Origin of the sequence: Pseudomonas sp. SCA2728.1_7 (assembly GCF_018138145.1) — a bacterium.
Lineage (GTDB): Bacteria > Pseudomonadota > Gammaproteobacteria > Pseudomonadales > Pseudomonadaceae > Aquipseudomonas > Aquipseudomonas koreensis_A.
In genome coordinates this window covers 4,493,250-4,513,858 of sequence record NZ_CP073104.1, presented here as the reverse complement: position 1 = coordinate 4,513,858, position 20,609 = coordinate 4,493,250, and the positions used below count along the sequence as shown (strand labels likewise).

19 protein-coding genes are annotated in these 20,609 nt (G+C 59.7%); 6 read left to right on the top strand and 13 right to left on the bottom strand.

Annotated elements, in window-relative coordinates:
* Nucleotides 1-199 precede the first annotated feature (199 nt).
* Together KBP52_RS20095 and KBP52_RS20090 are read right to left on the bottom strand one after the other, a co-directional pair.
* The gene (locus KBP52_RS20095; protein ID WP_212620821.1) at nucleotides 200-865 is read right to left on the bottom strand and encodes a fumarylacetoacetate hydrolase family protein; all 666 of its coding nucleotides are present in this window, start codon (nucleotides 863-865) and stop codon (nucleotides 200-202) included.
* Nucleotides 866-906: 41 nt separating this feature from the next.
* Nucleotides 907-2,301 carry an FAD-binding oxidoreductase gene (locus KBP52_RS20090; RefSeq protein WP_110718062.1) on the bottom strand — a complete coding sequence of 465 codons (1,395 nt, stop codon included), beginning with the start codon at nucleotides 2,299-2,301 and terminating at the stop codon, nucleotides 907-909.
* A gap of 204 nt (nucleotides 2,302-2,505) precedes the next feature.
* On the opposite strand from KBP52_RS20090, the gene serA reads away from it, so the two are divergent.
* Nucleotides 2,506-3,735, top strand: coding sequence for a phosphoglycerate dehydrogenase (gene serA / locus KBP52_RS20085; RefSeq protein WP_008085296.1), 1,230 nt, complete (start codon nucleotides 2,506-2,508; stop codon nucleotides 3,733-3,735).
* A gap of 62 nt (nucleotides 3,736-3,797) precedes the next feature.
* Here serA and KBP52_RS20080 read toward each other — a convergent pair whose 3' ends face one another.
* Nucleotides 3,798-4,223, bottom strand: coding sequence for a DUF4399 domain-containing protein (locus KBP52_RS20080; RefSeq protein ID WP_034151953.1), 426 nt, complete (start codon nucleotides 4,221-4,223; stop codon nucleotides 3,798-3,800).
* 135 nt (nucleotides 4,224-4,358) lie between these two features.
* On the opposite strand from KBP52_RS20080, the gene KBP52_RS20075 reads away from it, so the two are divergent.
* Complete coding sequence (locus KBP52_RS20075; protein WP_123593568.1) at nucleotides 4,359-4,922, top strand: transporter substrate-binding domain-containing protein; 564 nt, start codon at nucleotides 4,359-4,361, stop codon at nucleotides 4,920-4,922.
* A 318-nt stretch (nucleotides 4,923-5,240) separates the two neighbouring features.
* Here the strand turns inward: KBP52_RS20075 and KBP52_RS20070 are convergent, their stop codons facing one another.
* Both KBP52_RS20070 and KBP52_RS20065 read right to left on the bottom strand, forming a co-directional pair.
* Nucleotides 5,241-5,726, bottom strand: a complete 486-nt coding sequence (locus tag KBP52_RS20070; protein ID WP_212620820.1) for a DUF523 domain-containing protein — start codon at nucleotides 5,724-5,726, stop codon at nucleotides 5,241-5,243.
* A gap of 1 nt (nucleotide 5,727) precedes the next feature.
* On the bottom strand, nucleotides 5,728-6,360 hold the full coding sequence (locus KBP52_RS20065; RefSeq protein WP_077574950.1) for a 2OG-Fe(II) oxygenase: 633 nt from the start codon (nucleotides 6,358-6,360) through the stop codon (nucleotides 5,728-5,730).
* Nucleotides 6,361-6,468: 108 nt separating this feature from the next.
* Between KBP52_RS20065 and KBP52_RS20060 the strand changes: the two genes are divergently transcribed.
* Nucleotides 6,469-7,200, top strand: a complete 732-nt coding sequence (locus tag KBP52_RS20060; protein ID WP_077574951.1) for a DUF2059 domain-containing protein — start codon at nucleotides 6,469-6,471, stop codon at nucleotides 7,198-7,200.
* Between the two features lie 104 nt (nucleotides 7,201-7,304).
* Here the strand turns inward: KBP52_RS20060 and KBP52_RS20055 are convergent, their stop codons facing one another.
* Nucleotides 7,305-8,252: an alpha/beta hydrolase gene (locus KBP52_RS20055; protein ID WP_123593565.1), complete on the bottom strand. Its 948-nt coding sequence runs from the start codon at nucleotides 8,250-8,252 to the stop codon at nucleotides 7,305-7,307.
* Nucleotides 8,253-8,351: 99 nt separating this feature from the next.
* On the opposite strand from KBP52_RS20055, the gene KBP52_RS20050 reads away from it, so the two are divergent.
* Together KBP52_RS20050 and KBP52_RS20045 are read left to right on the top strand one after the other, a co-directional pair.
* Entirely contained in the window at nucleotides 8,352-8,930 is a 579-nt protein-coding gene (locus KBP52_RS20050) for a DUF6436 domain-containing protein (RefSeq protein WP_077574953.1), read from the top strand.
* A gap of 102 nt (nucleotides 8,931-9,032) precedes the next feature.
* A complete protein-coding gene (locus tag KBP52_RS20045; RefSeq protein ID WP_212620819.1) occupies nucleotides 9,033-11,441 on the top strand; it encodes a penicillin acylase family protein in 2,409 nt (802 codons plus the stop codon).
* A 180-nt stretch (nucleotides 11,442-11,621) separates the two neighbouring features.
* On the opposite strand, the gene KBP52_RS20040 is transcribed toward KBP52_RS20045, so the two are convergent.
* Nucleotides 11,622-12,587, bottom strand: a complete 966-nt coding sequence (locus KBP52_RS20040) for an AraC family transcriptional regulator (protein WP_212620818.1) — start codon at nucleotides 12,585-12,587, stop codon at nucleotides 11,622-11,624.
* 238 nt (nucleotides 12,588-12,825) lie between these two features.
* On the opposite strand from KBP52_RS20040, the gene KBP52_RS20035 reads away from it, so the two are divergent.
* Nucleotides 12,826-13,467: an HD domain-containing protein gene (locus KBP52_RS20035; protein WP_212620817.1), complete on the top strand. Its 642-nt coding sequence runs from the start codon at nucleotides 12,826-12,828 to the stop codon at nucleotides 13,465-13,467.
* 140 nt (nucleotides 13,468-13,607) lie between these two features.
* Here the strand turns inward: KBP52_RS20035 and KBP52_RS20030 are convergent, their stop codons facing one another.
* From KBP52_RS20030 to KBP52_RS20005, 6 genes are all read right to left on the bottom strand, one after another.
* On the bottom strand, nucleotides 13,608-14,498 hold the full coding sequence (locus tag KBP52_RS20030) for an ABC transporter permease subunit (protein ID WP_007913861.1): 891 nt from the start codon (nucleotides 14,496-14,498) through the stop codon (nucleotides 13,608-13,610).
* On the bottom strand, nucleotides 14,495-15,376 hold the full coding sequence (locus tag KBP52_RS20025; protein ID WP_177412532.1) for an ABC transporter permease subunit: 882 nt from the start codon (nucleotides 15,374-15,376) through the stop codon (nucleotides 14,495-14,497). The genes KBP52_RS20030 and KBP52_RS20025 overlap by 4 nt, the downstream gene beginning before the upstream one ends.
* 35 nt (nucleotides 15,377-15,411) lie before the next feature.
* Nucleotides 15,412-16,554, bottom strand: coding sequence for a polyamine ABC transporter ATP-binding protein (gene potA, locus KBP52_RS20020; protein ID WP_007913856.1), 1,143 nt, complete (start codon nucleotides 16,552-16,554; stop codon nucleotides 15,412-15,414).
* 66 nt (nucleotides 16,555-16,620) lie between these two features.
* On the bottom strand, nucleotides 16,621-17,718 hold the full coding sequence (locus KBP52_RS20015; protein ID WP_212620816.1) for a polyamine ABC transporter substrate-binding protein: 1,098 nt from the start codon (nucleotides 17,716-17,718) through the stop codon (nucleotides 16,621-16,623).
* A gap of 188 nt (nucleotides 17,719-17,906) precedes the next feature.
* A complete protein-coding gene (locus KBP52_RS20010) occupies nucleotides 17,907-19,019 on the bottom strand; it encodes a polyamine ABC transporter substrate-binding protein (RefSeq protein ID WP_077574958.1) in 1,113 nt (370 codons plus the stop codon).
* A 172-nt stretch (nucleotides 19,020-19,191) separates the two neighbouring features.
* Nucleotides 19,192-20,556, bottom strand: a complete 1,365-nt coding sequence (locus tag KBP52_RS20005) for an aspartate aminotransferase family protein (RefSeq protein ID WP_077574959.1) — start codon at nucleotides 20,554-20,556, stop codon at nucleotides 19,192-19,194.
* Between the last annotated feature and the right edge of the window lie 53 nt (nucleotides 20,557-20,609).

Here is a 20,609-nt window from a genome sequence, read left to right as displayed (position 1 = left end):
CGCCAGAATGAGAGGAATTATCCGTACAGGATGTGAAAAAAACGGCAAATGGCGGGATTGCCCTGCGCCATTGTGGGAGAGATCACAAAACCCTGTAGGAGTGAGCCTGCTCGCGATAGCGTCAGGTCAGTCGAAACAATCGTTGACTGACAGACCGCTATCGCGAGCAGGCTCACTCCTACAAGGGGACCGCGTTAAATCAGCGCACGCTGCTGGTGAAGCTGATCGCACCGACCAGTTCGAGGACGATGTCGTCACCAACGTTCAGCGGGCCGACGCCGACTGGCGTGCCAGTGAGGATCACGTCACCGGCCTGCAGCGAGAAGCAGCCGGCCATGTGCTGGATCATCGGCACGATCGGGTTGAGCATCGCGCTGCTGTTGCCGTCCTGACGCACTTCGCCATTGATGGTCAGGCGGATGCCGATGTCGGTCAGGTCAGCAAAGGTGCTGCCGACCACGAACGGGGCGATCACTGCCGCGCCGTCGAACGACTTGGCGATTTCCCACGGCAGGCCCTTGGCTTTCAGCTCGGCCTGCTTGTCGCGCAGGGTCAGGTCCAGCGCCGGGGCGAAACCGGAGATTGCGTCGAGGACTTCTTCGCGGCTCGGTTTGGTCGACAACGGCTTGCCGATCAACACGGCGATTTCCGCTTCGTAATGCACCGAACCGCGCTCGGTCGGAATGGCGAAACCGCCCTCCAACTCGACCACGCAACTGCCCGGTTTGATGAACAGCAACGGTTCGGTAGGTACCGGGTTGTCCAGTTCCTTGGCGTGTTCGGCGTAATTACGGCCAATGCACACGACTTTCCCGATCGGGAAGTGGATGCGCGTGCCGTCGACGTACTGGTGCTGATAGCTCATTTACCGACTCCTGCCTTCATTGATTCATCAAAGATTGCCGATCAAACCGCGAAAATCTTGCCCGGGTTCATGATGCCGTTCGGGTCGAACACCGCTTTCACCGCTTTCATGTACTCGATCTCAACCGGCGAGCGGCTGTAGGTCAAGTAATCGCGCTTGGTCATGCCGACGCCGTGCTCGGCGGAGATCGAACCGTTGTACTTCTCGACGGTTTCGAACACCCACTTGTTGACGGTCGCGCACTTGGCGAAGAACTCGTCCTTGCTCAGGTTATCCGGCTTGAGGATGTTCAAGTGCAGGTTGCCGTCGCCGATGTGGCCGAACCAGACGATTTCGAAGTCCGGATAGTGTTCACCGACGATCGCGTCGATTTCCTTCAGGAACGCTGGCACTTTCGACACGGTGACCGAGATGTCGTTTTTGTACGGCGTCCAGTGCGAGATGGTTTCGGAGATGTACTCGCGCAGTTTCCACAGGTTCTGCAGCTGGGTTTCGCTCTGGCTCATCACGCCGTCCAGCACCCAGCCCTGCTCGACGCAATGCTCGAAGGTTTCCAGTGCGCTGTTGGCCACTTCTTCGGTGGTCGCTTCGAATTCCAGCAACGCGTAGAACGGGCAATCGGTCTCGAACGGAGCCGGCACGTCACCACGGCCCATGACCTTGGCCAGGGCTTTGTCGGAGAAGAATTCAAACGCGGTCAGGTCGAGCTTGCCCTGGAAAGCGTGCAGCACCGGCATGATCGAGTCGAAATCGGCGGTGCCGAGAACCATCGCGGTGAGGTTTTTCGGCGCGCGATCGAGGCGCATGGTCGCTTCGACGACGAAACCGAGGGTGCCTTCAGCGCCAATGAACAGCTGACGCAGGTCGTAACCGGTGGCGTTCTTGATCAGGTCTTTGTTCAGCTCCAGCACATCGCCCTTGCCGGTGACGACTTTCATGCCGGCCACCCAGTTGCGGGTCATGCCGTAGCGAATCACCTTGATCCCGCCGGCATTGGTGCCGATATTGCCGCCAATCTGGCTGGAACCTGCCGAGGCGAAGTCGACCGGGTAATACAGGCCTTTTTCTTCGGCGACGTTCTGCAAATGCTCGGTGACCACGCCCGGCTGACAAACGGCAGTGCGGTCGGTGAGGTTCACGTCGAGAATCTGATTCATGTAGTCGAACGAGACGACCACTTCGCCGTTGGCGGCCACTGCGGCGGCAGACAACCCGGTGCGCCCGCCCGATGGCACCAGCGCAACCTTGTGCGCGTTGGCCCAACGGACCACCGCCTGCACCTGCTCAATGGTCTTGGGAAACACGATGGCGCTGGGCGCCGGGGCGAAGTGCTTGGTCCAATCCTTGCCGTACGCATTCAGGGAGTCGGCGTCGGTCAGGACCTTGCCAGGCTCGACCAGGGTCTTCAGTTCATCAATCAGGGCAGGATTGGTCATCGACAGAACTCTCGAACAATTCATGGTCATCCTGAGAACGCTTCACGTCGCAGGAATGAGTGTTTAGCGGGGAGGCTATGCTAGCATATCGACCCCGCAGGACAGTGCCCAAGGCCAGATCCGCGGAGACGACTTTCTTGTCGTCCGGGTCAGCGTCTGTTGACCATTTCCTGCCATTTTTCTCCGGGATACAGGTTTACGCAGATGAGCAAGACTTCTCTCGATAAGAGCAAGATCAAGTTCCTTCTTCTCGAAGGCGTCCACCAATCGGCTGTCGACGTCCTCAAGGCGGCGGGCTACACCAGCATCGAATACCTGACAGGTTCCTTGCCGGAAGCCCAGCTCAAGGAAAAGATCGCTGACGCTCACTTCATCGGCATTCGTTCGCGCACCCAACTGACCGAAGAGATCTTCGATCACGCGAAGAAGCTGGTTGCGGTCGGCTGTTTCTGCATCGGCACCAACCAGGTTGACCTGAGTGCTGCCCGCGAGCGCGGTATCGCCGTGTTCAACGCGCCGTACTCCAACACCCGCTCCGTTGCCGAGCTGGTGCTGGCCGAAGCGATCCTGCTGCTGCGCGGCATCCCGGAGAAAAACGCTTCCTGCCACCGTGGCGGCTGGATCAAGTCCGCAGCCAACTCCTTCGAGATCCGTGGCAAGAAACTCGGCATCGTCGGCTACGGCTCGATCGGTACCCAGTTGTCGGTTCTGGCGGAAGGTCTGGGCATGCAGGTGTACTTCTACGACACCGTGACCAAGCTGCCGCTGGGCAACGCGACTCAGATCGGTAGCCTGACCGAACTGCTGGGCATGTCCGACATCGTCACCCTGCACGTTCCGGAAACCGCTGCGACCCAGTGGATGATCGGCGAGAAGGAAATCCGCGCCATCAAAAAGGGCGGCATCCTGATCAACGCTGCTCGTGGCACCGTGGTTGAACTGGACGCTCTGGCGGACGCGATCAAGGACAAGCACCTGATCGGCGCGGCCATCGACGTATTCCCGGTGGAGCCACGCTCCAACGACGAAGAGTTCGAAAGCCCGCTGCGTGGCCTCGACAACGTGATCCTGACCCCGCACATCGGTGGTTCGACCGCCGAAGCGCAAGCCAACATCGGTCTGGAAGTGGCAGAAAAACTGGTCAAGTACAGCGACAACGGTACCTCCGTTTCGTCGGTGAACTTCCCGGAAGTGGCCCTGCCGGCTCACCCTGGCAAGCACCGCCTGCTGCACATCCACGAGAACATCCCGGGTGTGATGAGCGAGATCAACAAGGTCTTCGCCGAAAACGGCATCAACATCTCCGGTCAGTTCCTGCAGACCAACGAGAAGGTTGGCTACGTGGTGATCGATGTCGACGCCGAGTACTCGGATCTGGCGCAAGAGAAGCTGCAGCACATCAACGGCACTATCCGTAGCCGTGTGTTGTTCTGATCAAGCGTTGAACGACAAAAAAGGGAGCCTTCGGGCTCCCTTTTTCATGCACGGCGAAAAGGTTATTCGACGTTGACGGTGATTTTCTTCGAAACGATTGGTGGATCGAACGGCATGTGGCCGCTGTCGCCCAGTTCCAGCTGCAAGGTGTGCTTGCCCGGAGCCAGTTTGATGGTCGCTTCGGTCTGCGCCTTGCCGAAATGCATGTGGTTGGCATCGTTGGGAATCGGCTGACCGGCCGCTGGCAGCTTGTCGACGTCGATCAGCAAGTGATGGTGACCGGTATTCTTGGTGACATCACCGGCCGGTGCCAGCGCGACGTCCTTGGTGCCGAACTTGACCTTGAACTCTTGGGAAACCTTCGCCCCGTCTTCGGGAGAAACGATGAACACTTCGGCGCCTTTCGGGGCCGGTGTCGCCGCACTGGCCAGCACCGAAACGCCCATCAGCACACCCGCGAACGCTGCACGTGACATAAAGCTTTTCATTTTCTTCTCCAGTTTTTCCGTAAAATCCGCACGGTCATGACAACTTCATGACCATTCGTTGTCGAAGGCACTCGACAACCATAGCAAAGCGAGCCTGAATCAGAGCGTCGCGATAATGATTTCAAAGGAGTGACCATGCGTTTTCTGCCTGGCCTGATCTGCCTGCTACCCCTTTTGAGCCCTTTGGCTCATGCCGAACTGATTGATGACGTCAACGACCGTGGCGAGCTGCGCATAGCCCTTGAGGCTAATACACCGCCGTTCAATTACAAGGAAGGCGACACACTCACGGGGTTCGAGGTCGAGCTTGGGCAACTGCTGGCCAACGAGCTGGATGTGCGCGCCGACTTCATCGTCACCGACGAAGCCGACCTGCTCCAGGGCGTTGAAAGCGGCAAGTACGACGTCGCGCTCAACCACATAGCACTGACACCCGAACTCAAGGATCGTTTCGACTTCAGCGAGCCTTACGGCAAGGTCGATTCGCAGTTGCTGGCAAAGAAGGATGAGCAACCACGGCCGATGGTGCTGGTGCAGGCATTGACGGAAGAGAAGCCGAAAGCGGCGGAGCCGGTGGATCTGGCGATTCCGTTTCAGAAGGGTAATCCGGCGTTTCATGCCAGTCTGGCGAGCGCGATGCAGCGGATCAAGGCGGATGGACGTTTGGCAGCGCTGACCGAGAAGTGGTTGAAGCCTTAAAAGCCCCTCACCCTAGCCCTCTCCCGGAGGGAGAGGGGACTGAATGGGGGATGCTTCAGAGATACGCCGACTTGGGATGGCTATACCGAATCCGAAATCGACTGACCATGGCTTCGTCGACGCCATAATCGATCGGTCATGGCTGTGTCGAATCCTTAATCGATCAGTCATGGCTGTGTCGAATCCATAATCGATCAGTTATGGCCTGTGTCGAATCCATAGTCGAAAAGGTCTTTCAGGTCGATGGACAGCGCCGGACAACTCGGTCGGCCCCCTCTCCCTCCGGGAGAGGGCTGGGGTGAGGGCAACGATTCCGGATCAGTCCAAAGCAGCAAGGGCCAGCGCGGCCTGCGGCAATTCCAGTTCACTGAAAACCTGCACACCATGGCGCTTGAGCAACGCCGCCGTCACGCCTTCGCCACTGACTTTGACCCCACTGAACGTCCCGTCGTAAGTCAGCAAATTCCCGCAAGAAGGACTGTTGGCCTTAAGCACCGCCACGCGGATGCCATATTTCTGCACCAGCGCCAGCGCCTGCCGCGCACCATCGAGAAACTGCGCACTGACATCCTCGCCCTCAGTGGTGATCACCGCCGCGACGCCATCGAGCACTTCACCACCCTGCCCGCCCGGAATCTCCGCCGCCGCCCGTGGCGTCGGCAAACCGCCCGCAACCTCCGGACACAACGGCACCACCCGCCCTTCGGCAATCCACTGTTCAAGCAAATCAAACGGCCCGCTCGCGCCACCGTCGTAACGCACGCGATGGCCCAGCAGGCAGCGGCTGACCAGAATCTTGTCCATGTCAGAACGGCTCGTTGCCACGGCGGCGAAACCAACCGGTCAGCGACAAGCGCTCGCGGTTCGCCGGCAACACTTCATGCGGCACTTCGCCGGAGAGAAACACCACCAGACACCCGCCCGTAGGCTGAACGTCGTGCACGCGTTCATCGTTCAGGTACATGCGCAACTGACCGCCATCCTCCGGCAGCCAAGCGTCATTGAGATAGACCACCACCGAAACCATGCGCTTGTCATCGTCGCGAAAACGGTCGACGTGCTTGCGATAAAACGCACCCGGCGGATACAACGCGAAATGGCATTCAAAGTCTTCAAGGCCGAGGAACAAGCCACGGTTGAGTGCCTCGCGCAGGCTCTCCATCAGGTTCAGATAACGGTCGCTGGCCTCGGCCTGACCGGGATCGATCCACTGAATGTGGTCGCCACGAATCCCCTCGCGGATCTCCGAAAAAGGCCCACGCCCCACCGCCGCCGGGGCCAACTCGCCTTCGGCCTCACGTTTACGGCACTCGGCCGCCAGCTCGCGGGTCAAACCGGCGGGCAGGAAAATGTTCTGCTGCGACCAGCCGTGTTCGGCCAGGTCATCGACAATGCGTAACAGCAGTGGGTGTTCAGAGGATATTTGCATGGCGCGCATAGTATGTCGGCGGCAAGAAATCCGACAGAGCCACGCGGCGGCTTGCTACGAATTCTCGACAAGTACCGGCACCGCACGGAGAATAGTCCGCTGCTGACAGGAGTCCCTATGCGCCGTTTGCTTTTTTCACTGTTGATGTTCTGCGTTTTGCCCGCCTGGGCGGACGGCCACGATCAGTTGTACAAGGTCGCCGGCTGGCCAGATCAACGTGCGCATTTCAACGACGCCCTGACGGCCGCACAGCAGCGCTATCAGAACAGCCTGCCGCCCGCGGTGTTCCAGGCCTTGGTCAACAACAGCAACCAGCGCTTTGCCCCGCAGGCTGTGGATCAACGTGCCGAAGCGCAACTGCGACAGAAGCTCGCCGACCCGAAACCGGCACTGACCTTCTTTCAATCGCCGCTGGGCAAGAAAATTGTCGCGGCTGAATTGCTCGCAACCCGTCGCGATCAATTGGCGAAAAACGCCAAAGGCCTGCCGAAGATGCAGGTCAGCGACAGTCGTCTGCTGATCATCGGTCACCTCGCCCAAGCCTTGCCTGCCCGTGAAGCCGGCGCCGAAGTCAGCCTGGCGATTGCCGGCGTGGCAGCGGACAGTTTGAGTTCGATGATTCCGGGGCTGCTCGGTGGCGGTCAGGCGCAAGGCATGCTCAATGGTCAGCGCCAGCGTTTGATGGATCAGATTGGCGCGGACATGAACAACACGCTGCTTTACGTCTATCGCGATCTGTCGGATGAAGAGCTGGAAGAGTTTGCGACGTTTGCCGAGTCGACTGAGGGCAAGGCGTATTACCAGGCGGCGCTGGCGGCGATTCGCGCAGGGTTGGCGGTCGGGCAATGATCTTCGTCGTCTCTTAGACCGCTATCGCGAGCAGGCTCACTCCTACAGGGGTACGCATTCCAAATGTAGGAGTGAGCCTGCTCGCGATAGGGCCCTCACCAACGCTAAAGATTTCGGCCCCTGATCCGCTTGCTCAGAAACTCGAAATACTCCTCACGCATCTCCACCGTCTCATTCGCCAGATGATGCCGCGCCTCGGCCAGCAGCAGAATCTGCGGTCGATCAAACTTCCATTTCAATACCTGCAAATTGTGCTGCCAGTCCACGGTCATGTCCGCCTGCCCCTGAATGATCAGCGGTCGCCGCGGACTTTTTTTCGCGTGCTCGACGCGAATGATCCAACGCGACAACGCCCCCACCCATTTCGTCGGCAAGCGTCGCGGCTGCAACGGGTCAGCCTGGAGAAACGGCAGGAAATCCGGATCGTTGGAATTCTCGCTGAAGCGCCGCGCAACACCTCTGACAAAAGGCCTGAGCAAGTAATAGCTCAGCTGCGACCAGCCCCACGCCCGTGGACGCACCAGCGGCGCCATCAAAATAACCTGGCCCTGTGCGGGGCTGTTTTCGCTATGGTTGAGCAGGTGATCAACCACAATCGCCCCGCCGGTGCTCTGCCCAAACAAATGCCACGGCTGCGGCAACGCGATCGACTGCGCCTCGGCGAACAAGGCTTGCAGGACGTCCTGATATTCAGAGAAATCGCGAATGCTCGCGCGCGGCCCGCTCGACAAGCCATGGCCCGGCAAGTCGCAGGCGATCACCGCGAAGTCCTGATCCAGCGCCCACTCGATCACATGCCGATACAGCCCGGTGTGATCGTAGTATCCATGCAGCAGAAACAGTGTCGCCTTGACCTTCTCCGGCCACCAGCAATGGCTGACCAGCTCATAACCGTCGACTTCGAAACGGCCCATGCCACGCCAGACATCGCGATGGGGAAAATCGGTTTTATAAAACTGCTGGTACGCCTTCGCCTCGTCCGACAACGGCTGCCACTCGGCCAAAGGCTTGAGGCTGGCGCGGATTTGATCGGGGTCGAAAGTGGCAGGCATGCGGGAATTCCAAAGCGGTAAACAGACTTTATAGGCCTGCGATATTCATCTGTAGTGACAGACATGGCAAGCTAGCCGACCTTTCGAGGATCGAAAACCATGCGTTCGCCCTACCGCACCGCACTGTTTGCCAGCCTGCTCGCGCTGATTTGCGCCGGGGTGCTGTGGGCGGCGTACGACTGGTTTCAAGGGCGTTATCTGCGCGCATTCAGCGAACACACGGCGGTGTTCTCCGGTGATCCGTTGCGCCTGCCGGACAATCTCGCCGGTCCCGGCAAGATTCGTCTGGTGCATTTCTGGGACCCGGCCTGCCCGTGCAATGTCGGCAACCAACAACACCTGACCGAGATGGTCGAGCAGTTCGGCGCCAAAGGCGTGGAGTTCTTCGCCGTGCAAAAAACTGGCAGCCACGGGCAGTTGCCCGCGACCCTCAGCAGCCTGAAAACCATCACGATATTGCCCGGTTCCGAACAGGTGCCCGCCAGCCCGGCCGTGGCGATCTGGGATCGCAGCGGCAAACTGGCGTACTTCGGCCCGTACAGCGAAGGCCTGACCTGCAACTCCAGCAACAGCTTTATCGAACCGATTTTGAATGCCCTGACAGAAGATCGCCCGGTCAATGCCACGCACACCCTGGCGGTCGGTTGCTACTGCCCGTGGCCGGTGGAGGCGCAGTAAGGCATTCCGGACTTTTCAAGGACAGCGCTGCACGGCACAGAAGGTCTGTGCTAATTGTTTGCAGCCCGACGGGCGGCAATCCCGCCTGCACAAGGAGTCACCATGAAGCGCGTGTTCACCGTACTTGGCTTGCTCATCGTTGTCCTGCTCGCCGGCGTCGGCTGGTATGTCTACAGCAAACAACCGACGCGCCAGGGCCAGGTCGAACTGCGCAACCTGCAAGGTTCGGTGACCGTGCGCTACGACGAGCGCGGCGTGCCGCACATCCGTGCCGAGAACGAAACCGACCTCTACCGCGCCCTCGGCTATGTGCATGCCCAGGATCGCCTGTTCCAGATGGAAGCCATGCGCCGCCTCGCCCGTGGTGAGCTGGCCGAAGTGCTCGGGCCGAAGCTGCTCGACACCGACAAACTGTTCCGCAGCCTGCGCATCCGCGAGCGCGCCGCCAGTTACGTCGCCAGTCTCGATAAACAGTCGCCGGCATGGAAGGGCCTGCAAGCCTATCTGGATGGCATTAATCAATATCAGGATAGCCACGCCGCGCCGATCGAGTTCGACGTGCTGGGCATCCCCAAGCGGCCGTTCACGGCGGAAGACAGCATCAGCGTCGCCGGCTACATGGCCTACAGCTTTGCGGCGGCGTTTCGCACCGAACCGCTGCTGACTTATGTGCGCGATCAACTGGGTGCCGATTACCTCAAGGTCTTCGATCTCGACTGGCAGCCCAAAGGTGTGCTGGTCAACGGTCACGCCAAACCGACGCCGGCCCTCGCTGCCGGCGACTGGAAAGACCTCAATACCCTCGCCCGCCTCAGCGAACAAGCGCTGGTCGACAATGGTTTGCCGCAGTTCGAAGGCAGCAACGCCTGGGTCATCGCCGGCAGCCGCAGCCAGAGCGGCAAACCGCTGCTGGCCGGCGACCCGCACATCCGCTTCTCGGTGCCGTCGGTGTGGTACGAAGCGCAACTGTCGGCGCCGGGCTTCGAGTTGTACGGCCATCATCAGGCGCTGGTGCCGTTCGCCTTCCTCGGCCACAACCTCGATTTCGGCTGGAGCCTGACCATGTTCCAGAACGACGATCTGGATCTGATCGCCGAGAAGGTCAACCCGGATAACCCGAATCAGGTCTGGTATCGCGGCCAGTGGACCGACATGGTCGTCACGCAGCAGCAGATCAATGTGAAAGGCCAGACGCCGGTAACTCTCACCCTGCGTCAATCGCCCCACGGCCCGATCGTCAACGATGCGCTGGGGACTGCTGCCGGGAAAACGCCGATTGCGATGTGGTGGGCTTTCCTCGAAACGCCAAATCCGATCCTCGAAGGCTTCTACCAGCTCAACCGCGCCGACACCTTGGCCAAGGCCCGCGCCGCAGCGGCGAAAGTGCAGGCACCGGGGCTGAACCTGGTTTACGCCAACGCCAAGGGCGATATCGCCTGGTGGGCATCGGCGTTGCTGCCCAAGCGTCCGGCCGGGGTGCGGCCGGAATTCATTCTCGACGGCAGCAGCAATCAGGCGGACAAGGACGGCTTCTACCCGTTCAGCGCCAACCCGCAGGAAGAAAACCCGGCGCGCGGCTACATCGTCTCGGCCAACTTCCAGCCGCTGTCGCCCACCGGCATGGAGATTCCCGGTTACTACAACCTTGCCGATCGCGGGCAGCAACTCAATCGTCAGCTCAGCGACAAGAGCGTGAAGTGGACCAATGAGGCCAACCAGAAACTGCAACTGGGCACGGCGACCGGTTATGGCCCGCGCTTGCTCGCACCGTTGCTGCCGGTGTTGCGTGAGGTGGTGAGCGATCCGGCGCAACTGAAACTGGTCGAGCAACTGGCGCAGTGGCCGGGCGACTATCCGCTGGATTCGGTCAGTGCAACGGTGTTCAACCAGTTCCTCTACGACCTCGCCGATGCCGCGATGCGTGATGAGTTGGGCAATGATTTTTTCGACACCTTGCTGTCGACGCGAGTGATTGATGCGGCGCTGCCGAAGCTGGCGGCGAATGCCGATTCACCGTGGTGGGATAACCGCGGCACACCGAACAAGGAGACCCGTGCCGATGTCGTGCGCACGGCGTGGCAGGCGAGCATGCAGCACTTGAAGCTGACCCTCGGCGATAACTCCGCCGAGTGGAAATGGGGCACGGCACACACGCTGACTCACGGGCATCCGCTGGGACAGCAGAAGCCGCTGGACCGGATATTCAACGTTGGGCCGTTTGCGGCGCCGGGCAGTCATGAAGTGCCGAACAATCTGTCGGCGAAGATCGGCCCGGCGCCATGGCCGGTGACTTATGGGCCGTCGACGCGGCGCTTGGTGGATTTTGCCGATCCGGCGCATGGCTTGACGATCAACCCGGTTGGGCAGAGTGGTGTGCCGTTTGATAGCCACTATGACGATCAGGCTGAGGCGTATGTCGACGGGATGTATGTGCAGGCGCATTTCAGTGAGGAAGAGGTGACGGCGAATACGCGCAGTACGTTGAAGTTGTTGCCGATGCGGGCACCTTAAAAGCCCCTCACCCTAGCCCTCTCCCAGAGGGAGAGGGGACTGATTGGGGGATGCTCAAGGCTTACAGCGACCTGATCCTGCTTTGCCGAATCCATAATCGCTAAGGTCTTTCAGGTCGATGTAAAACACCAGACACTGCGGTCGGCTCCCTCTCCCTCCCGGAGAGGGCTGGGGTGAGGGTCACAGCTTCAACGCAAAATTCAGCCAAAACTGCTGCGGCGTCACCCCCAACCGCCGGTTGAACACCCCGCGCATATGCTGCGCATCCCGAAACCCGCACTGATAGGCCACGGTCTTCAACGGCGCCATGGTGCTCTCCAGCATCACCCGCGCCGCATCCACCCGCGCCCTTTCGACAAACTCCGCCGGCGTAACTTTCGCCTCCCGAGCAAACACCCGCGAGAAATTACGCGCACTCATGTTCGCTGCACTGGCCAGATCGGCAATCGTCAGATCGCCCGTGAGATTGGCCAGCACATACAACTGCACCATCGCCACCGCCGACGTCGGTTCCGCATGCGGCGTGAGGAACGGGCTGAACTGCGACTGCCCACCAGAGCGCTGAGTAAACACCACCAGCCGCTTGGCCACGCTCAGCGCCACTTCAGCACCGTGATCACGCGCCAGCAGATACAACGACAGATCGATCCCCGCCGTGACCCCGGCCGAGGTGTAGAGCGCGCCGTCCTCGACATACAAACGATCCGCGTCGACCTGCGTCGTCGGACACAACCGCGCCAACGCCTCGGCATCGTTCCAATGCGTGGTGACGGTGCGCCCTTCCAGCAATCCGGCCCGCGCAAGCATGAACGCACCATTGCAGATTGAACCGAAGCGCTGCGCCCGTGCGCAGGCCTCGCGCAGCCACTCGTTGAACGTCGCGCCAAAATCCATGAACGGCAGTTGCGGCCCACCGGCAACCAGCAGCAGGCCATAGGCGTCGAGTGCTTCGCTGAAATGCCGATGGGCATTCAGGGTCAAGCCGTTGGAACAGGCCATTGGGCCGTGCTCGACGCCAATTACCTCAAGCCGATAGTGATCCTCGGGCGGCAGGAAGCGGTTGGCCTCGGCGAACACATCCATCGGGCCGCTGACGTCCAGCGACTGCACGCCTGCGAACACCACGATGGCGATGGTTTTGTTCATGGCTGTGGATTCCCTTTCAAGAGCAAAAGATCGCAGCCTGCGGCAGCTCCCACAGGGGAATGCGGGGTTCTGCAGGAGCTGCCGCAGGCTCGGGCCGCGATCGGACGATCTTTTAGCTTGGCACGATTTGCAGGTGGATTGGCAAGGATCGCAGCCATGCATCGATTGTTCGCTTTCAGCGCCGGGAACAGACTTTCCCCATCAGCGCCACAACGGCGTTTCAGTGAGGAAACCTGCCATGAGCACGACCATCGCCGGCATCAAAATCCCCGACAGCACCCTCGCCCGGGCCACCACCGAGTACATCCGCGACATCGAGTCCGACCTGCTCTACCACCACTCGCGCCGGGTATTTCTGTTCGGTGCATTGAGCGGCGAGCGCCAGCAACTGGCCTACAACCCGGAGTTGCTCTACGTCGGCGCGATGTTCCATGACCTCGGCCTGGTCGAAGGTCACCACAGCGATGACGAGCGTTTCGAAGTAGACGGTGCCAACGCAGCAGCAGCGTTTCTCAAGCCGTACGGGCTCAGCGATGACGATATCGAACAGGTGTGGCTGTCGATTGCCTTGCACACCACGCCGGGCGTGCCCAAGCATCTGCGCCCGACCGTGGCGCTGGCGACCGCAGGCGTGGAGATGGATGTGCTAGGCATGGATTACGCGGCGTTCAGCACCCTACAGCGTGAGGCGGTGGTGCATGCGCACCCGCGTGGAGAAGGTTTCAAGGAGTGCATCATCTGCGCGTTTGCCGATGGCTTGCGCCATCGTCCGCAGACGACGTTTGGTAATGTGAAGACCGATGTGCTGAAGGATCAGGAGCCGGGGTTCAAGCCGATGAACTTTGTTGAAGTCATCCGCAACTCTCCCTGGACTGCGTAAAACCCATGTAGGAGTGAGCCTGCTCGCGATGGCGTCCTGTCAGTTGGAAATTTCCTGACTGACACTCCGCTATCGCGAGCAGGCTCACTCCTACAGTTTGAATTGGGTTGGTCTCGAGAGTGAGGCCAACCCATTAGTGCTTACGCAGCCTCCGGGCTTGGCGCCCGACGCACGTCCGGCTGCTTCCACGAATCGGCTGCGCTTTCTTCGATAGCTTGCTGAATCGCCTTCTTGCGCGCTTCTTCGGCACGGCGGCTGAAGAACCAGACCATGAAGGTCACGATCGACACGGCCAGCAGAATCAGACTGGCCACGGCGTTGATCTCAGGCTTCACGCCCAGACGCACCGCCGAGAACACTTCCATCGGCAGAGTCGTCGAACCCGGCCCGGACACAAAGCTCGCCAACACCAGGTCATCCAGCGACAGCGCGAACGACATCATGCCGCCCGCCGCCAGGGATGGCGCGATCATCGGGATGGTGATCAGGAAGAACACCTTCCACGGCCGTGCACCGAGGTCCATGGCCGCTTCTTCGATCGACAGGTCCAGCTCACGCAGACGCGCCGACACCACCACCGCGACATACGCCGCACAGAACGTGGTGTGAGCGATCCAGATGGTGACGATGCCACGTTCCTGCGGCCAGCCAATCATCTGCGCCATGGCCACGAACAGCAGCAACAGCGACAGACCGGTGATCACTTCCGGCATCACCAGCGGCGCGGTGACCAGACCGCCGAACAGCGTACGGCCCTTGAAGCGGGTGATGCGGGTCAGCACGAACGCCGCCAGCGTGCCCAGCGCCACCGCGGCAACCGCGGTGTAGCAGGCGATTTCCAGCGAGCGCAGCACCGAGCCCATCAGTTGCGTGTTGTCGAGCAGGCCGACGTACCACTTGATCGACCAGCCGCCCCACACCGTCACCAGTTTCGAGGCGTTGAACGAGTAGATCACCAGGATCAGCATCGGCAGGTAGATGAACAACAAACCGATGACCAGCATCAGGCTGGAGAAACGGATGCGCTTCATTCTTTACCCTCCATTTCCTTGGCCTGACTGCGGTTGAACAGAATGATCGGCACAATCAGGATCGCCAGCATCACCACCGCCAGCGCGGACGCCACCGGCCAGTCACGGTTGTTGAAGAACTCTTGCCAGAGCACTTTACCGATCATCAGGGTTTCCGGACCACCAAGCAGTTCCGGGATCACGAACTCACCAACCACCGGGATGAATACCAGCATGCAGCCGGCAATAATGCCGTTCTTGGACAGTGGAATGGTGATTTTCCAGAAGCTGTTGAAGGTGCTCGAACCGAGGTCGGAAGCTGCTTCCAGCAAGCTTTGATCGTGCTTCACCAAGTTGGCGTACAGCGGCAGGATCATGAACGGCAGATACGAGTAAACGACGCCGATGTACACCGCGAGGTTGGTGTTGAGGATCTGCAGCGGCTCGTCGATGAAACCCATGCTCATCAGGAAACCGTTGAGCAAGCCGTTGTTGCTGAGAATGCCCATCCACGCATACACGCGGATCAGGATCGCGGTCCAGGTCGGCATCATGATCAGCAGCACCAGCACCGTTTGCAGCTCTTTACGGGCAGTGGCGATGGCGTAGGCCATCGGGTAGCCGATGACCAGACAAAGGATGGTGCTGATCAGCGCCATCTTCAGCGAGCCGAGGTAAGCGGCGATGTACAACTCGTCGCCCGCCAGCATCGCGTAGTTGCCCAGGTTCAGCAGCAGTTGCAGCTTCTGCTCGGCGTACGTGTAGATCTCGGTGTACGGCGGGATCGCCACGTCGGCTTCGGCGAAACTGATCTTCAGAACGATGAAGAACGGCAACATGAAAAACAGAAACAGCCAGATGAACGGAACCCCGATGACCAACTGCCGGCCATTGGGGATTATTCGGTTGATGCGGCGTTTGAATTTGCGCATGTTCATGAGCGGAGTACCACGCCGCTGTCATCTTCCCACCACACGTAAACCTGATCGCCCCAGGTCGGACGCGCGCCGCGACGTTCGGCGTTGGCGACAAACGACTGCACCAGTTTGCCGCTCGGCAACTCAACGTAGAACACCGAGTGCCCGCCGAGGTAGGCGATGTCGTGGACCTTGCCGCTCGACCAGTTGTATTCGCAGGTCGGTTGATCGGCGGTGACCAGCAGCTTCTCCGGACGGATCGCGTAAGTCACCGATTTGTCCTGCACCGAGGTGCTGATGCCGTGGCCGACGTAGATCTGCCGATCAAGGTCTTTGCAGGTAATGGTTGCGTGGCCTTCGGCGTCGTCGATCACTTCGCCTTCGAAGATGTTGACGTTACCGATGAATTCGCAGACCAGGCGGCTGGTCGGGGTTTCGTAGATATCGATCGGGCTGCCGATCTGGGCGATCCAGCCCAAATGCATGATCGCGATGCGCTCGGCCATGGTCATGGCCTCTTCCTGGTCGTGGGTCACCATCACGCAGGTCACGCCGACGCGCTCGATGATTTCCACCAACTCAAGTTGCATCTGCGAACGCAGTTTCTTGTCCAGTGCGCCCATCGGCTCATCGAGCAGCAGCAGCTTCGGCCGCTTGGCCAGCGAACGGGCCAGCGCCACACGCTGACGCTGACCGCCCGACAATTGATGCGGCTTGCGCTTGGCGTACTGGCTCATCTGTACGAGCTTGAGCATTTCGGCCACGCGGGCATCGACTTCAGCCGCCGGGATCTTGTCCTGCTTGAGGCCGAAGGCAATGTTCTGCGCCACGGTCATGTGCGGGAACAAGGCGTACGACTGGAACATCATGTTGATTGGACGTTCGTACGGCGGCATGTCGGTGATGTCGACGCCGTCGAGGAAAATGCGCCCCTCCGTGGGCCGTTCGAACCCTGCCAGCATCCGCAGCAGAGTGGATTTGCCCGATCCCGAACCGCCGAGCAGGGCAAAGATCTCGCCCTTTTTGATTTCCAGGGACACATCGTCCACGGCAATCGTCTCGTCGAACTTCTTCGTGACCCGGTCGATTTTGACCAACACCTGTTTCGGTGTCTGGTCGCCCTCGAGGGCTTTCTTATAGGCGCCGGAGGCAACTGCCATTTACGAAACTCCCAGAAAAAAACAATGCAGTTCGCCCCGCAAGGCGAACCCAGGATAGTGTGTGCCTTACATCCCCGACTTGACCTTGGTCCAGCTGCGGGTCATCAGACGCTGAATGTTCGGTGGCAACTCGGTCGATACGTAGGCCTTGTCGATAACGGCCTGCGGCGGATACACCGACGCATCGGTGCGGATGGATTGTTCCATCAGCTTGTCCGAACCCGGGTTGGGGTTGGCATAACCGACGTAATCACTGACCTGAGCGATCACCTCAGGTTTCAGCAGATAGTTGATGAAGGCATGAGCCTGCTTCACGTTCGACGAATCCTTGGGGATTGCCAACATGTCGAACCACAACGCGCCGCCCTCTTTCGGTACCGAGTAGGCGATGTTCACGCCTTTCTTGGCTTCTTCGGCGCGGTGCTTGGCCTGGAAGATATCGCCGGAGAAACCGATGGCTACGCAGATGTCGCCGTTGGCCAGATCACCGATGTATTTCGAGGAGTGGAAGTAGGTCACGTAAGGACGCACCGCGAGCAACTTGTCGGTGGCTTTCTCGTAGTCCTTCGGATTGGTGCTGTTGGCATTCAGGCCCAGATAGTTGAGCACGGTCGGCATCATTTCATCCGCCGAATCGAGGAACGCCACGCCACAGCTTTGCAGCTTCTTGATGTTCTCAGGCTCGAACAGAACGCCCCACGAATCAATCTTGTCGACACCGAGTACAGCTTTTACTTTATCGACGTTGTAACCGATGCCGTTGGTGCCCCAGAGGTAAGGAACAGCGTACAGGTTACCCGGATCGTTCTGTTCCAGACGCTTGAGCAGCGCCGGGTCGAGATTGGAATAATTCGGCAACTGCGACTTGTCGAGCTTCTGGAACGCGCCTGCCTTGATCTGCTTGCCAAGGAAGTGGTTCGACGGCACGACCACGTCGTAGCCGGTACGCCCGGCTAGCAACTTGCCTTCCAGTGTTTCATTGGAATCGAACACGTCGTAGACCGGTTTGATCCCGGTCTCTTTCTGGAAGTCGGCCAGGGTGGTCTCGCCGATGTAATCGGACCAGTTATAAATATGCACCGTACCGGCGGCCTGGGCTCCGACAGCAATCGTCAGGCCGGCAGTGGCCAGCAGGGCTTTGCGCAAAGAAGAAAAAATAGGCAAGTGGAGGTCCTCTAAATTAGTTGGGCCCAAGTTGCCCCGCGCTGCATGACAGCCGTGGCTGCCCGGCAACAAAACCGGCGCGCAACTTACCCTCGAAAAACCGTTCCTGCAAAACTTCCTGTCATTTAATTGATCCGCTGGCCGCCCGCGCGGGGCATGACGGCCAGCGGTTACTGCTTCAAACCGGCTTATTTACCCGATTTGATCTTGGTCCAGCTGCGGGTCAGGATGCGCTGGGTCGCGGCCGGCAAGTCGGCAATCGCGTACAGCTTGGCCAGCACGTCAGCCGGTGGATAGACGCCCGGGTCGCTGGTGATGTCTTTATCAACCAGTGGCGTGGCAGCGGCGTTACCGTTCGGGAAGCGTACGGCGTTGGTGATTTCAGCCATGATTTCCGGCTTCTGCAGGAAGGTCATGAACTTGTAGGCGCCTTCGACGTTTTCGGCATCTTTAGGGATGGCGACCATGTCGTAGAAGCTGCCGGCACCTTCTTTCGGAATGTTGTAGCTGACTTTCACCTTGTCACCGGCTTCAGCCGCGCGGGACTTGGCCTGGTAGATGTCACCCGAGTAGCCGATCGCTACGCAGATGTTGCCGTTGGCCAGGTCGGAGATGTACTTGGACGAGTGGAAGTAGGCGATCGAAGGACGCACCTTCATGATCAGCGCTTCAGCCTTGTCGATGTCTTCTTTCTTCTGGCTGTCGGTCGGCAGGCCCAGGTAGTGCAGCGCCACCGGAATCATCTCGGTTGGCGAGTCGAGCAGGCTGATGCCGCAGGATTTCAGCTTGGCCGCGTTTTCCGGCTTGAAGATCAGATCCCACGAATCGACCGGCGCATCGGCGCCCAGTGCAGCCTTGACCTTTTCGGCGTTGTAGCCGATGCCGATCGAGCCCCACATGTACGGGAAGGCGTGCTCGTTGCCCGGGTCGCTGACCGACACGGCTTTGAGCAAATCAGTGTTGAGGTTCTTCCAGTTAGGCAGCTTGGACTTGTCCAGCTTCTGGTACACGCCAGCCTTGATCTGCTTGGCGAGGAAGTTGTTCGACGGCACGACGATGTCGTAGCCGGACTTGCCTGCGAGCAGTTTGGCTTCGAGGGTTTCGTTGCTGTCGAAGACGTCGTAGACGACTTTGATGCCCGACTCGTCTTCAAACTTCTTGATGGTGTCCGGGGCGATGTAGTCGGACCAGTTGTAGACGTGCAACACCTTGTCGTCCGCCTGAGCCGCAGCCGCCATGATTCCCATCAGGGACATGGCGAGCAGAGTCTTGCCAGCGAGCTTTTTGCCTAATGCCTTCATGCGTTAATGCTCCAAATTTTTCTTTTTTGAACCACTTTGTTCAGCGGCCGAACCCGGACAACTGGAACCGCGGCTAGTCTGGCAAGATCCGAGGCGGTCTTTCAAGAAAAGACCAGCCTTTCTGACAGCTTTGAGCGCGAGCGCCACGGCTCCCCCGCTCAAAGCCTAGCACTTAGCCCTGCAACGCACTGAGGGTCAGGTCCAGACACTTGCGTGCCTTTGTAACCAGCTCATCGATCTCCGCTTTGCTGATCACCAGCGGCGGCGCGATGATCATGGTGTCGCCCACAGCGCGCATGATCAGGCCGTTGTCGAAGCAGAACTGGCGGCAGATCATGCCGACGCCCTTGCCTTCATAACGCTTGCGCGTGGCCTTGTCCTGCACCAGCTCGATCGCGCCCAACAGACCGACCCCGCGAACTTCACCCACCAACGGGTGATCGTTCAGTTCCCGCAGACGTTTCTGCAAATACGGTGCCGTTTCGTTGTGCGCGTTCTCGATAATTTTTTCATCGCGCAGGATGCGGATGTTTTCCAGGCCCACCGCCGCCGCCACCGGGTGACCGGAGTAAGTGAAGCCATGGTTGAAATCGCCGCCTTCGTTGAGCACCGCAACAACGGAGTCACGAACGATCAGGCCACCCATCGGGATGTAGCCTGAGGTCAGGCCTTTGGCGATGGTCATCATGTCCGGCTTGAGATCGTAGAAATCACTGCCGAACCACTCACCGGTACGGCCGAAACCGCAAATCACTTCGTCCGCCACGAACAGGATGTCGTACTTGGCGAGGATTTCCTTGATGCGCGGCCAGTAGCTGTCGGGCGGAATGATCACGCCGCCGGCGCCTTGGATCGGCTCGGCAATAAAGGCTCCGACGTTGTCGACGCCGACTTCGAGAATCTTCTCTTCCAGCTGATTGGCCGCCCAGATACCGAACTCTTCCGGGGACATCTCGCCACCTTCAGCGAACCAGTACGGCTGGGCGATGTGGACGATGCCCGGGATCGGCAAGTCGCCTTGTTCGTGCATATACGTCATGCCACCGAGGCTCGCGCCGGCCACGGTCGAACCGTGATAACCGTTCTTGCGGCTGATGATGACTTTCTTGTTCGGCTGACCCTTGATCGCCCAATAGTGGCGGACCATGCGCAGCATGGTGTCGTTGCCTTCGGAGCCGGAACCGGTGAAGAACACGTGGTTCATGCCTTCCGGCGCCACGTCGGCAATGGCCTTGGCCAGCTCCAGCGCCGGCGGGTGCGCGGTCTGGAAGAACAGGTTGTAGTACGGCAGTTCGCGCATCTGTTTGGCGGCCGCATCGGCCAGCTCATCGCGACCGTAACCGATGGCCACGCACCACAGCCCGGCCATGCCGTCGAGAATCTTGTTGCCTTCGCTGTCCCACAGGTAAACGCCCTTGGCGTTGGTGATGATCCGCGGGCCCTTCTCTTTCAACTGCTTGAAGTCGCTGAACGGGGCCAGGTGGTGATCATTGCTGAGTGCTTGCCACTCGCGGGTTTGCGGGTTGTTGCTGGTCATGCCAATTCTCCTTGTTATCGGTGAAGGACGCGGCTGCTGCCAGCCGCGCCCGG

What these genes read in the sequence shown, in the direction of transcription:
- KBP52_RS20095 (WP_212620821.1), bottom strand. Translation starts at nt 865, where the DNA reads ATGAGCTATCAGCACCAGTACGTCGACGGCACGCGCATCCACTTCCCG.
- KBP52_RS20090 (WP_110718062.1), bottom strand. Translation starts at nt 2,301, where the DNA reads ATGACCAATCCTGCCCTGATTGATGAACTGAAGACCCTGGTCGAGCCT.
- serA (WP_008085296.1), top strand. Translation starts at nt 2,506, where the DNA reads ATGAGCAAGACTTCTCTCGATAAGAGCAAGATCAAGTTCCTTCTTCTC.
- KBP52_RS20080 (WP_034151953.1), bottom strand. Translation starts at nt 4,223, where the DNA reads ATGAAAAGCTTTATGTCACGTGCAGCGTTCGCGGGTGTGCTGATGGGC.
- KBP52_RS20075 (WP_123593568.1), top strand. Translation starts at nt 4,359, where the DNA reads ATGCGTTTTCTGCCTGGCCTGATCTGCCTGCTACCCCTTTTGAGCCCT.
- KBP52_RS20070 (WP_212620820.1), bottom strand. Translation starts at nt 5,726, where the DNA reads ATGGACAAGATTCTGGTCAGCCGCTGCCTGCTGGGCCATCGCGTGCGT.
- KBP52_RS20065 (WP_077574950.1), bottom strand. Translation starts at nt 6,360, where the DNA reads ATGCGCGCCATGCAAATATCCTCTGAACACCCACTGCTGTTACGCATT.
- KBP52_RS20060 (WP_077574951.1), top strand. Translation starts at nt 6,469, where the DNA reads ATGCGCCGTTTGCTTTTTTCACTGTTGATGTTCTGCGTTTTGCCCGCC.
- KBP52_RS20055 (WP_123593565.1), bottom strand. Translation starts at nt 8,252, where the DNA reads ATGCCTGCCACTTTCGACCCCGATCAAATCCGCGCCAGCCTCAAGCCT.
- KBP52_RS20050 (WP_077574953.1), top strand. Translation starts at nt 8,352, where the DNA reads ATGCGTTCGCCCTACCGCACCGCACTGTTTGCCAGCCTGCTCGCGCTG.
- KBP52_RS20045 (WP_212620819.1), top strand. Translation starts at nt 9,033, where the DNA reads ATGAAGCGCGTGTTCACCGTACTTGGCTTGCTCATCGTTGTCCTGCTC.
- KBP52_RS20040 (WP_212620818.1), bottom strand. Translation starts at nt 12,587, where the DNA reads ATGAACAAAACCATCGCCATCGTGGTGTTCGCAGGCGTGCAGTCGCTG.
- KBP52_RS20035 (WP_212620817.1), top strand. Translation starts at nt 12,826, where the DNA reads ATGAGCACGACCATCGCCGGCATCAAAATCCCCGACAGCACCCTCGCC.
- KBP52_RS20030 (WP_007913861.1), bottom strand. Translation starts at nt 14,498, where the DNA reads ATGAAGCGCATCCGTTTCTCCAGCCTGATGCTGGTCATCGGTTTGTTG.
- potA (WP_007913856.1), bottom strand. Translation starts at nt 16,554, where the DNA reads ATGGCAGTTGCCTCCGGCGCCTATAAGAAAGCCCTCGAGGGCGACCAG.
- KBP52_RS20010 (WP_077574958.1), bottom strand. Translation starts at nt 19,019, where the DNA reads ATGAAGGCATTAGGCAAAAAGCTCGCTGGCAAGACTCTGCTCGCCATG.
- KBP52_RS20005 (WP_077574959.1), bottom strand. Translation starts at nt 20,556, where the DNA reads ATGACCAGCAACAACCCGCAAACCCGCGAGTGGCAAGCACTCAGCAAT.